The sequence below is a fragment of the Neoroseomonas rubea genome (assembly GCF_016106015.1).
Taxonomy (GTDB): domain Bacteria; phylum Pseudomonadota; class Alphaproteobacteria; order Acetobacterales; family Acetobacteraceae; genus Neoroseomonas; species Neoroseomonas rubea.
In genome coordinates, this window is record NZ_JACADQ010000087.1 from 1 (window position 1) to 13,696 (window position 13,696).

15 protein-coding genes and 1 tRNA gene are annotated in these 13,696 nt (G+C 72.1%); 14 read left to right on the forward strand and 2 right to left on the reverse strand.

What is annotated here, in order from left to right:
• From HW577_RS10930 to HW577_RS10945, 4 genes are all read left to right on the forward strand, one after another.
• The coding region (locus HW577_RS10930) for an anhydro-N-acetylmuramic acid kinase (RefSeq protein WP_198376169.1) at positions 1-307 on the forward strand (307 nt) is incomplete at its 5' end.
• A 44-nt stretch (positions 308-351) separates the two neighbouring features.
• Positions 352-1,410, forward strand: coding sequence for a site-2 protease family protein (locus HW577_RS10935; RefSeq protein WP_198376170.1), 1,059 nt, complete (start codon positions 352-354; stop codon positions 1,408-1,410).
• A 134-nt stretch (positions 1,411-1,544) separates the two neighbouring features.
• Entirely contained in the window at positions 1,545-2,552 is a 1,008-nt protein-coding gene (locus HW577_RS10940) for a cytochrome-c peroxidase (RefSeq protein ID WP_198376171.1), read from the forward strand.
• 44 nt (positions 2,553-2,596) lie between these two features.
• A complete protein-coding gene (locus HW577_RS10945) occupies positions 2,597-4,228 on the forward strand; it encodes a methyl-accepting chemotaxis protein (RefSeq protein ID WP_198376172.1) in 1,632 nt (543 codons plus the stop codon).
• A 121-nt stretch (positions 4,229-4,349) separates the two neighbouring features.
• Here the strand turns inward: HW577_RS10945 and HW577_RS10950 are convergent, their stop codons facing one another.
• Positions 4,350-5,312, reverse strand: coding sequence for a tripartite tricarboxylate transporter substrate binding protein (locus HW577_RS10950; RefSeq protein ID WP_198376173.1), 963 nt, complete (start codon positions 5,310-5,312; stop codon positions 4,350-4,352).
• Positions 5,313-5,562: 250 nt separating this feature from the next.
• A complete protein-coding gene (locus HW577_RS10955) occupies positions 5,563-6,231 on the reverse strand; it encodes an alpha/beta hydrolase (RefSeq protein WP_198376174.1) in 669 nt (222 codons plus the stop codon).
• Between the two features lie 386 nt (positions 6,232-6,617).
• Here HW577_RS10955 and HW577_RS10960 point away from each other — a divergent pair, with 386 nt between their 5' ends.
• The 10 genes from HW577_RS10960 to HW577_RS11005 all read left to right on the forward strand — a co-directional run.
• On the forward strand, positions 6,618-7,112 hold the full coding sequence (locus tag HW577_RS10960) for an Rrf2 family transcriptional regulator (protein ID WP_198376175.1): 495 nt from the start codon (positions 6,618-6,620) through the stop codon (positions 7,110-7,112).
• 5 nt (positions 7,113-7,117) lie between these two features.
• A complete protein-coding gene (locus tag HW577_RS10965; protein WP_198376176.1) occupies positions 7,118-8,197 on the forward strand; it encodes a cysteine desulfurase family protein in 1,080 nt (359 codons plus the stop codon).
• A gap of 355 nt (positions 8,198-8,552) precedes the next feature.
• On the forward strand, positions 8,553-9,743 hold the full coding sequence (locus HW577_RS10970) for a cysteine desulfurase family protein (protein ID WP_198376177.1): 1,191 nt from the start codon (positions 8,553-8,555) through the stop codon (positions 9,741-9,743).
• Between the two features lie 2 nt (positions 9,744-9,745).
• Entirely contained in the window at positions 9,746-10,075 is a 330-nt protein-coding gene (locus tag HW577_RS10975) for a ferredoxin family 2Fe-2S iron-sulfur cluster binding protein (protein ID WP_198376178.1), read from the forward strand.
• A gap of 4 nt (positions 10,076-10,079) precedes the next feature.
• Positions 10,080-10,781, forward strand: a complete 702-nt coding sequence (locus HW577_RS10980; RefSeq protein WP_198376179.1) for a TenA family protein — start codon at positions 10,080-10,082, stop codon at positions 10,779-10,781.
• A complete protein-coding gene (gene mnmA / locus HW577_RS10985; RefSeq protein WP_198376180.1) occupies positions 10,778-11,881 on the forward strand; it encodes a tRNA 2-thiouridine(34) synthase MnmA in 1,104 nt (367 codons plus the stop codon). Before HW577_RS10980 ends, mnmA begins: the two co-directional genes overlap by 4 nt.
• Before the next feature lie 17 nt (positions 11,882-11,898).
• Positions 11,899-11,975 (forward strand) — tRNA-Met (locus tag HW577_RS10990).
• Between the two features lie 102 nt (positions 11,976-12,077).
• Complete coding sequence (locus HW577_RS10995) at positions 12,078-12,272, forward strand: hypothetical protein (protein WP_198376181.1); 195 nt, start codon at positions 12,078-12,080, stop codon at positions 12,270-12,272.
• Between the two features lie 57 nt (positions 12,273-12,329).
• Positions 12,330-13,307 (forward strand): FkbM family methyltransferase, encoded by a 978-nt coding sequence (locus HW577_RS11000; RefSeq protein ID WP_198376182.1) that lies wholly within the window; start codon positions 12,330-12,332, stop codon positions 13,305-13,307.
• Positions 13,304-13,696 (forward strand): trigger factor family protein (locus tag HW577_RS11005; RefSeq protein WP_232474852.1); only part of this gene is annotated, 393 nt, incomplete at its 3' end. The genes HW577_RS11000 and HW577_RS11005, both read left to right, overlap by 4 nt.

A 13,696-nucleotide genomic window follows, 5' to 3' on the forward strand; every position in this document is an offset into this window, starting at 1 on the left:
GACGCTCTGCGCCTTCTGCGCCGTCTGCGTCGCGGCCGCGGCGCGGCTGTTCCCCGACCCGCCGCTGCAATGGCTCGTCGCCGGCGGCGGCCGGCGCAACCCGGCGCTGATGCGCGCGCTGGCCGGCGCGCTCGAGGAACCGGTCCGCCCGGTGGAGGTCGCGGGCTGGGACGGGGATGCGCTGGAAGCGCAGGCCTTCGGTCTGCTGGCGGCACGCGTCGCGCGCGGCCTGCCGATCACCTTCCCCAGCACGACGGGCGCGCCGCGGCCGCTCGCCGGCGGGCGGATCGTCGGCGCGCTGCTGTAGGGCGTCATCTGCTGTAGGCTGTGCGGATCACGGAGGGGCGATCCTTGTCCTGGTCATTCGCCATCGGCAGCGTGCGCGGCACGGTCATCCGCATCCATGTCACCTTCTTCCTGCTGCTCGCCTGGATCGGCGCGATGCATGCGATGCGCGGCGGGCTCGCCGACGCGGTGGCGGGGATCGTCTTCGTCGCCCTCGTCTTCGGCTGCGTCGTGCTGCATGAACTCGGCCACGCCGCGGCGGCCAGGCGCTACGGCATCGCGACGCCGGACATCACGCTGTTGCCCATCGGCGGCGTCGCGCGGCTGGAATCCATCCCCGAGGAGCCTTGGCGGGAGGTGTTCATCGCGCTCGCCGGCCCGGCGGTGAATGTCGGCATCTGCCTGCTGATCGCCCTGCTGCTCGGCGGCATGCCGGGGCCCGAGGAAGGGCTGACGGTCGAGGACCCGACCGCCGGCTTCCTGCCGCGCCTGTTCTGGGTGAATGCCTTCCTTGTCCTGTTCAACCTGCTGCCGGCCTTCCCGATGGATGGCGGGCGCGTGCTGCGCGCGCTGCTGGCCCTTCGCATGACCCATGCCGCGGCAACGGAGACGGCCGCGCGGGTGGGGCAGGGCATCGCCTTCCTGCTCGGCCTTGCGGGCCTGTTCGGCGCGCCGCTGCTGATCTTCATCGCGCTCTTCGTCTATCTCGGCGCGGCGGGGGAGGCCGCGGAGGCCGGCTTCCGCGCCGCGACGCGCGGCCTGACGGCGGAGGACGCCATGGAGACGCGCTTCGAGGCATTGCCGCCCGCCGCCGATGTCGGGGCGGCGGCCGAGGCGCTGCTGCGCACCCCGCAGCAGGATTTCCCCATCGTCGACGGCGCCGGGCGGCTGATGGGCCTGCTGACGCGCGATGCCATCATCCACGCCCTGCGCGCCGCCGGCCCTTCGACGCCGGTCGCGGATGCGATGGCGCCCGTGCCGCGCGTGCCGCCCCGCGCGCCCCTCAACGAGGCGGTGAAAGGACTCGCCGGCGCGCCTGCGGTTGCCGTGGAGGATTCCGCCGGGCGGCTGCTCGGCCTGCTGACGGCGGCGAACGTGGCAGACCTGGTGGCGCTGCGCGCCTAGGCGGCCGCAGCGGTCCGGCACGCGCCCACTTCCGGCGATCGTCCCGCTTTGTCTCACTCTTGATCCTGGATCGTTATGATTCCGGAAGGATCGTTGGGCTTTAGTGCCATCGTGACGTGGCCGGAGGGCCCCTGATGCGCCTTGCCTCGCGACTGCTCCTCGCGCTTCTGCTTGCCGCCACAGGCGCGAGCGCGGCGGAAATCCCGACAACCGAACAGCTGCGGGCGATGTACCGCCGGCCGGAGGTCGTGCCCTTCCCCGCCGCGAACGCGCATACGCCCGAACGCGCGATGCTCGGGCGGATCCTGTTCTTCGATCCGCGGCTGTCCTCGTCCAACCTGTTGTCCTGCGCCTCCTGCCACAACCCGTCCTTCGGCTGGGGCGACGGCCAGGCGCTCGGCCGCGGGCACGGCATGGTCCGGCTCGGCCGCCGGTCTCCCACCGTGCTGAACGCCGCCTGGGGCGGGCCCTTCTTCTGGGACGGCCGCGCGCCGACACTGGAAGCGCAGGCCGCCGGCCCCATCGCCGCGGCGGTCGAGATGAACATGCCGCTCGCCGAACTGCCCGGGAAACTCGCCGGAATCGCCGGCTACGCGCCCCTGTTCGAAGCGGCCTATCCGGGCGAAGGCATCACCGTCGCGACCATAACGCGCGCGATCGCCACCTTCGAGCGCACCATCGTTGCCGGTCGGTCCGACTTCGACCGCTGGGTCGATGGCGATGATGGCGCGATCAGCGCCGCCGCCCGGCGGGGGCTCGACGTGTTCCAGAATGAAGGGCGCTGCGCCGCCTGCCACAGCGGCTGGCCGTTCACCGACAACCGCTTCCACGACATCGGACTGCCGACCGGCGACATCGGCCGCGCCGAATTCGACCCGGCCAACCCGCTCGCGCGCCACGCCTTCAAGACGCCCGGCCTGCGCGACACGGTCCGCCGCGCCCCCTACATGCACAATGGCGTGCTGGCCGATCTCGAGGCTGTCGTCCGCTTCTATGAGACCGGCGGGCAACGGCGACCGAGCCTGTCGCCGCTGATGCAGCCGCTCAGCCTGACGGACCGCCAGCGCGAGGACCTCCTCGCCTTCCTCGCGACGCTGAGCGCGCCGATCCAGGAATTCCGCGCCCCGACTTTGCCGCGCTGAGCGCGCCACCACGCCACGCCGTCACGACGGAAGGGCCCTCGGCCATGACCATCCAGCGACGCCTCCTCATCGGGTTCGCCTGCCTCATCGGCCTCGGCCTGGTGCAGGGCCTGATTGGCGTGTTCGGCAAGCTGAAGCTGCGCGAGGGGATCGCCGCGGTCGAGGCGACGCTCGACGCGGTCGAGCATACCCGCATCGCGCAGCTCGCCTTCGAGCGGGCCTTTCGCGCCGCCTCCGACGGCATGAACAGCGGCGACCCCGCCGAGGCGCGCACCCAGGCGCAGGCCTTCCGGGCCGAGGCGGCCGTGCTGGCACGCGCCCTTGAGCCGCTGGCCGCGGGCGACGCGGCCTTCGCCGCGCTGGGCCCGCGCATCGAGGCCTGGCTGGGGGAGATGGACAAGCGCCTGCCGGGCAGCCGGGCCGGCCCGCAGACCGCGCTGCTGCGCGAGGACCTGCTGCTGGCCGAGCGCGCCGCGCTGCATGGCGCGATCGAGGATGCCACCCGCGCCCGGCGGGAAGCCGCGGCTGCCGACAGCGCCGCCACCGCGGCGCTCGCCGCGTGGCTCCAGATCCTGGTGATTGCCGCCGTGCTCCTGGCGATGGCGGGCGGCGTGTGGCTCGCGCGGCGGCTCGGCGCGCTCGTTGCCGATGGCTATGCGGCGGCGATCGGCGTGGCCGAACGCGTCGCCGGCGGCGACCTCGTCACACCGATCGACACTGGTCGCCGGGACGAGTGCGGCGCGCTGATGACATCCCTCGCACGGATGCGCGACGAACTTGCCGCGCGCCAGACGAGCGAGGCGGCCAGGCTTGCCGAAGCGCAGGCGCGGGCCGGCGCGCTCCATGCCGAGGCGAGCGCCTTCGAGGCCGAGGCGGGGCGCATCGTCGCGGTCGTCGCCGACGCCGCCGGCGCCCTGCTGGCCGAGGCGAACCGCTTGGCCGAGGACGGCGCGACCGCCAGCCGCGCATCCGCCGGTGCGGCCGAGGGTGCCGCGCGTGCCAGCGGCGAGGTAGATGAATCGAGCGCGGTGATCGACCGCCTGACCGCCGGCGTCGCCGCCGTGACCGGCACCGTCGGGCGCAGCGCGGCGATCATCCGCCAGGCCACCGAGGCGGCCGAGGCGACCGACGCGCAGATCCGCTCGCTGCGCCGCAGCGCCGAGCAGATCGGAGAGATCACCCGTCTGATCGCGGGCATCGCGAACCAGACCAACCTGCTCGCGCTGAATGCCACGATCGAGGCGGCGCGCGCCGGGGAGGCCGGCAAGGGCTTCGCCGTCGTCGCCTCCGAGGTGAAGACACTCGCCGGACAGACGGCGCAGGCCACTGGAGAGATCGAGGAGCGCATCCGGCTCGTGCAGGCCGAGAGCATGGCGGCGCAGTCCGCCGTCGCCGGCGTCGTCGACATCGCGCGGCAATTGCTGTCGCTGTCGGGCGAACTTGCCGAGACCACCGAGCGCCAGGGCCGCGAGGCGGCCGCAATCGCCGAGGCGACGCGTCGCAGCGCCGAGCTGCTCGGGGGCATCCACCATTCGACGCGCGAGGTGTCGGACCGGATCGCCGGCAATGGCCGTTCCGCCGAGGCGCTGCGCGGCACCGCCGAGACCATGGCCGACCGAGCGACGCAGATGCGCGGCACGGTCGATGGGTTCCTCGCGCGCCTGCGCGCGGCCTGAAAACGCTTGCGCCTGCGCGCGGCCTGAAGATGCGCGCGCCTGCGCTTGCGCGCGGCGCGACCCATCGACGCCGGCTTGCGGCGTTACCCGGCCGGTGCGGCGGCTCCTCCCAGCGCCCGGCTCACTCCCGCCAGGGATGCTGCGCCCACAGCGCCTCGTAGCGCGCCTTCAGCGCCTCAAGTTCCGCGCGATACGGCCCGGGGGCGAGGAAGCGCAGCGGCAGGTTCTGCTGGCGCGCGATCGCCTGGAATTCCGCGTCCTCCACCGTGCGGCGGACGGACAGGGCGAGCCGTTCCAGCACTTCCGCCGGCATCCCCGCGGGGGCGGCCATGCCGCGCATGGATCCCTCCACCACGTCGATGCCCATCTCCTTCAGCGTGGGCACCTCGGCCGCCGGTTCCCAGCGCGTCGCCCCCATCTGCGCGAGCGGGCGCAGCACGCCCTGGCGCCATTCGGCGATGCCTTCGGCCATGTTCATCACGGCCAGCGGGATCGCCCGCGACATCAGGTTCTGCTTCACCTGCGAGGATCCGGCGAAGGGGATGTGCAGGAATTCCGTGCGCGTCGCGCGCTGGATCGCCAGCACCGCCAGGTGGTCGTCCGAGCCGATCCCCGTCGTGCCGTAGCCGATCGCGCCAGGCTGCGCGCGCGCCGCGGCCAGCAGCCCCTGGAAGTCGCGGATCGGGCTGTCGTTCAGCACCCACATCCCGCCCGGATCGTCCACGATGTTCGCGATCAGCGCGAAATCGTCGAGCTTGAAGCGCGCCCGCCGTTCGATCGGGATGGTCACGATGGTGGGCGTATTGATGAAGCCGATCGTGTAGCCGTCGGGCCTGGCGCGGGCGAGTTCCGAGAACCCGATCTCGCCCCCCGCGCCCGGGCGGTTCAGCACCACCACGGACTGGCCGAGATCCTTTTCCATGAAGCGCGCGATGGTCCGCGCCGCGAGGTCCGTCCCGCCGCCGGCGGCGAAGGCGACGATCATGGTGATCTGGCGGTCGGGCCGCCACCCGGCCCCTTGCGCGCGGGCGAGGGAAGGGGTGGCGAGGGCGGCGGCGAGTGCCGTTCTGCGCGTGATGCTCAAGGGGCTTCCTCCTGGCGATGTTGCGCGGAGGATGCCCGGACCCGGCGCGCCCGGCCAGGGTGTCGGCGCCGCGACGTTCATGTGATCTGGATCAATGCACGATGACGCAGGGATGGCCAGGATGCGTTCCGGTTCCCGTGGTGTCTTCCTTCTGCATGGCGACGTTGCATCCCCCCCCTTCGCCGCCAAACGAAAAAAGGGCCGCCGGATTGCCCGGCGGCCCCTTGGCCTGGTCGGATGGTGATGCCGCTCAGTCGGCCGCGAGCGACATCCGGCCGCGGTTGAGCACGCCCATCACATGGTCTTCCGCCGCGTCGATCACCTTCTCGGTCTGCTCGGGCGTGTAGACATGCCCCGCGCCCGGCATCACGCGATAGTCGATGGTGATGCCCTTCTGGGTGTTGAGCTTGTCGACCAGCTTGCGCACGGACGGCTCGGGCACGAGCTCGTCGTCGGCGCCGTGGAAGATCAGCCCGTTGCAGGGGCAGGGGGCGAGGAAGCCGAAATCGTAGTGCGACGCCGGCGCGCTGATGGAGATGAAGCCGCCCATTTCCGGCCGGCGCATGAGCACCTGCATGCCGACATAGGCGCCGAAGGAGTAGCCCGCGACCCAGAGCATCGAGGCATTCGGGTTCACGGCCTGGAGGAAGTCGAGCCCGGCGCAGGCATCCGCCACTTCGCCGATGCCGCCGTCGTAGCGGCCCTGGCTGCGGCCGACGCCGCGATAGTTGAAGCGAAGGGTCGAGAAGCCCATCGCCTGGAAGCGTTGGAACAGGGAATAGCTGACCCGATTGTTCATGGTCCCGCCATGGAGCGGGTGCGGGTGCAGGATCAGCGCCACAGGGGCATTCTGGCGCTTCGAGTGGTGGTAGCGCCCTTCGAGCCGGCCATCAGGTCCGGCGAACATGACCTCGGGCATCGTGCGTTCAGTTCCAATGCGCTTTGCCGCTGGTCGTGCGACACTGGGCCGCCCCGGAGGGCCTGACCCAGTATGCGCGACGACCCGCCGCGGTTTGGGGAACCTCGCATCCTCGGCTGGCGCCGACATGGATCACGGCGTGGCCGGGTGGGCAAATTCTTGACCCCACCGGTCAACAACCATACCGTTGCCCCACAACGCACCTGCGGGGCGCAATGGCACCGAAAAAACTGCCCTTGCTGTCGTCCATGGTGCCCCGGGGGAGGTTCCCGTGTCCCCGAGGCGACGCCAATATACTTAGCCGAACACGAAACACATAACAGAATCACGACAGCGGCATCATGTCGGGACGTGTCATCAGCATTGCAGGCATAGCGGGGTAGCCCATGCGACTGTCCACGCGAGGGCGGTACGCGGTCATGGCCATGGTCGAAATGGCCGAGCGCGAAGCCCGTGGCGAATGCGCCGCCAACGGACGGCCGGTCACGCTGGGGGAAATCGCGGCCGCCCAGCTCCTGTCCGTCGCCTATCTGGAACAATTGTTCGGGCGCCTGCGCCGCGCCGGCCTCGTCGCCTCCGCCCGCGGCCCCGGCGGCGGCTATCGCCTGGCCCGCCCCGCCGCCCAGATCCCCGTCGCCGAGGTGGTCGAGGCCGCCGACGAACCGATCATCGCCACCCGCTGCGAGGATGGCGGGCCCGGATGCCTCGCCGGCCATCGCTGCCTGACGCACGACCTCTGGGCCGAGCTCGGCGCCCAGATCCGCCTCTTCCTCGCCGGCGTCACGCTCGCCGACATCGTCGAGGGCCGCGTCATCGGCCGCGCCTGCCCGCCAGGACCGGCGCAGGAGGACACCCCGACCTCCCAGGCCGCGGCGCAGTAGCGCCCGTGCCGGCGCTCGACCTCGACGCCAACGCCACCGAACCGCTCCGCCCCGCGGCGCGCGCCGCCCTGCTCGCCGCGCTCGACCTGCCGGGCAACCCATCCTCGGTCCACGCCGCCGGCCGCGCCGCCCGGAGGGTGCTGGAGGACGCCCGCGCCGTCATCGCCGCCCGCTTCGGCGGCAGGCCCCAGGACTTGGTCTTCACCTCCGGCGGGACCGAGGCCAACACCCTCGCCATCCGCGGCCTTTCGGCCGGGCGGCGCATCCTGGTCGGCGCAACCGAGCACCCCTGCGTCCTGCGCGCGGCCGAGGGCGCCGCCACGCTCCCTGTACTGCCCGACGGCACGCTCAACCTCGCCGCGCTCGAAGCCGCGCTGGCGGGCCAGCCACCGGCGCTGGTCTGCCTCATGGCCGCCAACAACGAGACCGGCGTGCTGCACCCGATCGAAGCCGCGGCCGCGCTCTGCCACGCCCATGGCGCCCTGCTGCATGTCGACGCCGTCCAGGCCGCCGGGCGCGTGCCGACCATCCTGGCCCCGGCCGACAGCATCGCCCTCTCGGCCCACAAGTTGGGCGGGCCCAAGGGCGCCGGCGCCCTCCTCCTCCGCCCGGGCCTCGACCCCGCGCCAGTCATCGCCGGCGGCGGGCAGGAACGCGGAAGGCGAGGGGGCACCGAACCACTGCCGGCCATCGCAGGCTTCGCGGCCGCCACCCCCGAGCCCGCCGAGGCCACCCGCCTCGCCGCCATCCGCGACGAGATCGAGGCCCGCATCGCCGCCATCGCCCCCGAAGCCCGCTTCCCCGGCCGCGAGGCGCCACGCCTGCCCAACACCACCTCCATCCTGCTGCCGGGGCTCGCCGCCGAAACCCAGGTGATCGCGCTCGACCTCGCGGGCGTGCGGGTCTCGGCTGGAGCGGCCTGTTCCTCGGGGAAGGTGGGCGCGTCGCACGTGCTGGCCGCCATGGGGCTCGGGGCCGACGCGGCCTGCGCGATCCGCGTCTCCCTGCCATGGAACACACCGGAGGACGCGGCCGAACGCTTCGTGCGCGCCTGGGCGGCGCTGCGGGCGCGGCGGGCGGCGTAAGTGTCAGGGGGCGAGGGAACTCGCCCCCCGACACCCCCCACTCCTTTTTTTGCCTGTCGCCAAGGCCCGGCCGGCGAGGCGGGCGGGAACCTTGTGCAAAGAAAACATTCCTATTATGGTTCCGCGTGGCGGCGCCACGGCGCCCCCGCTCTTTGAACCCGTGCATCCGTCCCAGCCACACCAGCCAGACCCCCGCGCCGGGAATTTGTCCGAAACCATCCCCACCCGCCGGATGGGCAATTTGTCCGAAACCCGCACACGCCACCGCCGCCCGGGGCATTTGTCCGAATCAAGCAATCCCGCCATGCCCGCCGCGACCCTCCCGCCGCACCGCCTTCCGGACCATCTTCCGCCCATGACCGCGACGCCGAACCGACCCGTCTACCTCGACTGCCACGCCACCACCCCGGTGGACCCGCGCGTGCTCGCCGCCATGCGCCCCTGGTGGGAAGACAATTTCGCCAACCCCGCCAGCATCGAGCACGCCATGGGCCGCGCCGCCGAGGAAGCGGTCGAGGAAGCCCGGGGCTACGTCGCCGACCTCATCTGCGCCGATGCGCGGGAGATCATCCTCACCTCCGGCGCGACCGAGGCGAACAACCTCGCCATCAAGGGCGCCGCCCGCTTCGCCGCGAGCCAGGGCACCGACCGCCGCCGCGTCATCACCTTCGCCACCGAGCACAAATGCGTCCTCGAAAGCGTCCGCGACCTGGCCGCGGAAGGCTTCGAGCCCGTCATCCTGCCGGTGGACGGCAAGGGGCTCGCCGACCTCGACGCGCTGCGCGCGGCCATCGACCACCGCACGCTGCTCGTCTCCGTCATGGCGGTGAACAACGAGATCGGCGTCATCCAGGACCTCGCCGCGATCGGCGCCATCGCCAAGGAAGCCGGCGCGCTGTTCCATACCGACGCCGCCCAGGCGGCCGGCCGCATCCCGCTCGATGTCGAGGAGATCCGCGCCGACCTGCTCTCCCTCTCCGGCCACAAGGTCTATGGGCCGAAGGGCATCGGCGCGCTCTATGTCCGCCGGCGCCCGCGCGTGCGCCTCGCCCCGCTGTTCTCCGGCGGGGGGCAGGAGAGGGGGCTACGCTCCGGCACGCTCGCGGCACCCCTGGTGGTCGGCTTCGGGGAGGCCTGCCGGATCGCGGCAATCGAGGGCCTGCTCGATGCCGGGCGCATCGCCGGCCAGCGCGACCGTTTCCTCGCGGCCCTTTCGGCCGCCGTGCCCGGCCTCGCCGTGAACGCGCCGGGGGGCGAGAAGGTCACGGGCAACCTCAGCCTCGCCTTCCCCGGCGGCGTCACCGCGCAGGCGATCATGGAGGCGGCGCCAATGGTGTGTGTGTCGACCGGCTCGGCCTGTTCCTCGGCCGAGGTCGAGCCCTCCTACGTGCTGCGCGCCATCGGCCTCGACGAATCGAGGGCCAGGGCCACCTTGCGGATCGGCATCGGACGCTTTACCTCGCCCGCCGATGTCGACCTGGCCGCCGCGATGCTCGCGGACGCCTGGGCGAAGGCTTCTTCCGGAACAGGCAGGGCGGCGGAGTAGACATGCCGAAGATGGTGTTCGTCGGGCGCGACGGGTCGCGCAAGGAAGTGGAGGCGCCGCTGGGCCTCTCGGTGCTCGAGATCGCGCACCGCCACGGCGTGGATATCGAGGGCGCCTGCGAGGGCTCGCTCGCCTGCTCCACCTGCCACGTGATCGTGGATGGCGCCTGGTTCGGCAAGCTCGCCAAGCCGACCGAGGATGAGGAAGACATGCTCGACCTCGCCTTCGACCTGCAGGAGACCTCCCGCCTCGGCTGCCAGATCATCATGACCGATGCGCTGGACGGCCTGGTCGTGAAGCTGCCGGCGGGCAGCCGCAACGCGGGCGGCTGAGGCCATGGCCGCGCCGCGCTGGGAGACCGACTTCGGCGCGGAAGGCGGCCTGTTCCGCCGCCTGCGCGCCGCCTCGGCCGAAGCATGGAGCGGCTACACTTGGCATCCCTTCGTCCGCCGCCTGTCGGATGGCTCGCTGCCGCTGCCGGCCTTCCGCACCTACCTGATCCAGGACTACCTGTTCCTGATCCACTTCGCCCGGGCCAAGGCCTTCGCGGTGGTGAAGGGGGAAAGTCTCGCCGCGATGCGGGAGAAGGCGGCGGCGGTGCTCGCCATCCTGGATGAGACGAAGCTGCACCTGAAGTACTGCGCCGGGTGGGGCCTGTCGGAACAGGACGTGGTCGCGACGCCGGAGAGTGCCGAGACGGTGTCCTACACCCGCTGGGTGCTGGACCGCGGCCTCTTCGGGGACATCCTCGACCTGGAAGTGGCGCTCGCCCCCTGCACCGTGGGCTATGGCGAAGTGGCGCTGCGCATCCTGGCAGACCCCGCCCGCCGCGCCGAGGCGAACCCCTACCAGTCCTGGATCGACACCTACGCGGCCGAGGACTACCAGGCCATGGCGCGCGCCGCCGCCGCACGGATCGACGCGCTCGGTGTCTCCCATGGCGGGGAGGCCCGCTTCGCCCGGCTTGCGGCCGACTTCGCCGAGGCCGCGCGGCTCGAGCAGCGCTTCTGGCAGCAGGGGCTGGACGCCGCGTCATGAGGATCCTCGTCGCCATGTCGGGCGGCGTCGATTCCAGCGTGGTCGCCGGCCTGCTGGCCGAGGAAGGGCACGAGGTCGTCGGCGCCACGCTCCAGCTCTACGACCACGGCGCCGCCATCCAGAAGAAGGGGGCCTGCTGCGCCGGGCAGGACATCCACGACGCGCGCGACGTGGCCGACCGCCTCGGCATCCCGCACTACGTGCTGGACCGCGAGCAGGTGTTCCGCCGCGAGGTGATCGGCGATTTCGCCGACACCTATGCCCGCGGCGAGACGCCGGTCCCCTGCATCCGCTGCAACCAGACGGTGAAGTTCCGCGACCTGGTGGCGCTCGCCCGCGACCTCGGCTGCGAGGCGCTGGCGACCGGCCACTATGCCCGCCGCGTGGAAGGCGCCGGCGGCGCCGAGCTGCACCGCGCGGCCGACCCGGCGCGCGACCAGTCCTACTTCCTCGCGGCGACCACGCGGGATCAGCTCGCCTTCGCGCGCTTCCCACTCGGCGGCTACCCGGACAAGGATGCGGTCCGCGCCGTCGCCGCAAGGCTCGGCCTCAAGGTCGCGGACAAGCCCGACAGCCAGGACATCTGCTTCGTGCCTGAGGGCCGCTACGACGACCTGGTCGCGAAGCTGCGGCCCGAGGCGACCGCGCCGGGCGAGGTGGTGCACGCCGATGGCCGCGTGCTCGGCACCCATCGCGGCATCGCGCGCTACACGGTGGGCCAGGGCAGGGGCCTTGGCGAGGCGTCCTGGGATGGCGATGACCGCCTGTTCGTCGCCGGCGTCGATGCGGGCAGACGGCGCATCGTCGTCGCCCCCCGCGGCGCGCTCGAGACGGGCGAGGCCGTGGCCGGCGAGATGAACTGGCTGATCGACCCGCCCGCCGCGCCGCTGCGCTGCCAGGCGAAGCTCCGCGCGCGGGAGGCGCCGCGCGATGCGACCGTGACCTGGGATGCGGCCTCGGGCCTCGCGCATGTCGCGCTCGATGTCCCGGGAATCGTCGCCCCCGGCCAGGCCTGCGTGCTGTATGATGGGAACCGCGTGCTGGGCGGGGGCTTCCTGCGCGGGCGCGGATCGGTTGACACGGGGCGGGCCGCGGCCTAACTCGCGGCCCTCGCGTTGGCGGCGTAGCTCAGTTGGTTAGAGCACGGCACTCATAATGCCGGGGTCAGCGGTTCAAGTCCGCTCGCCGCTACCACCGCGCCCCGCCTCGGATCAGCAGGCCCTCACGGCACCGTCGTTGCGTCGGGAGCGGCGTGGGGCAGTGGTGGTGCGCGGTTCCATGCCGTGACACGTCTTCGTGATCCATCGCTGCCCAGGGTGGGATGTTGCCTCCGGTCAGTTCGTGACGGCACAGATGGCCGGGGCGCGGCTGGAGTCGCTGGCGCTGCGCGGCGTGGAAGCCGCCGGCTTCGCCGATGCGCCTGAAGGCATGTGGCGCCTCGACCCGTGGACGCGCCGCGCAACCACGGCGCGCTTGCGGCGAGCGTGGTGACGCGAAGGTCGGCCCCTGCGCTCATTTTCGTATCGGGTCGCGGTGCGGTGGTCGCGGATGGGCGGGCCGGGCGGTCTTGCCGGAACCGGAACATTTGGGGTTATGTGTTCCGGCGAAGAGGCCTGCCGGTCACAGACTGATCATGGGATTGAAGCTGACGATGCGATCGCGGCACTGCAAGCGGGGGGCCGCTCCATGAAGGCGCGCGCGATGACCCATGAGCGCTGGTCGGCGTCGTCGAACGACGTGAAGGGCAAGTTTTTCGAGTTCGTGATCCAAGGCCTGGTCGATGAGCATTGCCCGAAGGGCGGCTGCGCCATCGACATCGGCGCGAATTGGGGATCGCATACCTACGTCATGCTTGAAGCCGTGGGATCCGAGGGGCGCGTGCTGGCGTTCGAGCCCGATCCCCGGCTGGCCGCGTTGCTGATCAGATGGCAGGCGCGTTTCCCGAACCTCACGATCATCCCGATCGCGCTGTCGGACCATGAGGGCACGGCGCAGTTCTTCCGCGCCGAGGAGACGGGCTACAACACGCTCAACCGCGAGGTGAGCGAGCGGACCAAGGTGGCGGAGACGCTGGCGGTATCGCTGCGCCGGCTCGACGACGTGGCCGAGGTGGCTGCGGTCGCGCCGCACTTCATCAAGATCGATGTCGAGGGCGAGGAGCTGCGCGTGCTGTTCGGCGCCGAGGCGACGATCCGGCGCACGCGGCCCATCGTCGTGGCGGAAGTGGACTGGAAGTTCCTCTTTCGCGGTGAGGGCAAGCCGTCCGACCAGGTGCTGTTCGACTGGATGGGCCGGCTCTGCCCGGGCGGATACCGCATGTTCAACTTCTTCGGCGAGCCGGTGACCGCCTTCGACTGGGATGCCTGGAACGTGGTGATGCTGCCGCACGACGACCCGCGCATGGCCGGGGTGCTGCGGACCATGGAGGAGGCCGGGCGGCGCTTCTTCGAGCTCGGCGAGCCATGGGATCCCATGAAGCGTTTCCGCGACGGCTCGGCCGCGGCGGGCGTTCCCCCCGGGGCATGAGCGCGGGCGACGCTGCACCGGGCCCGGCGACGGAGACCGGCGCCGCCTTCGTGATCCATGTGCCGGCCGCGCGCATCCTGGCCGCGCGCGAGGCCAGGCTGATCGAGATTGCGCGCAACCTGCACCGCGCCGCTCCGCCCGGCACGGTGCCGGAGGCGGTGCGCAGGCGCTTCGCGACCGGCGTCCTCAGCGAGGTTCTGGAACGGGCGGTGGAGGAGGAGGTCGCGCGCATCCTGGCGGCGTCGCCTGAACTGAACCGTGCGCGCAGGGTGGTCGAGGACCTTTCCTTCGGGGACAGCGAAGGGCTGCGCTTCCGGCTGCGCGTGCTGCCCGCGACCCCGCAGCCGGCCCCACCCGCCCGGCCGGGCGCCGCGCCGCGCGAGGCGGGG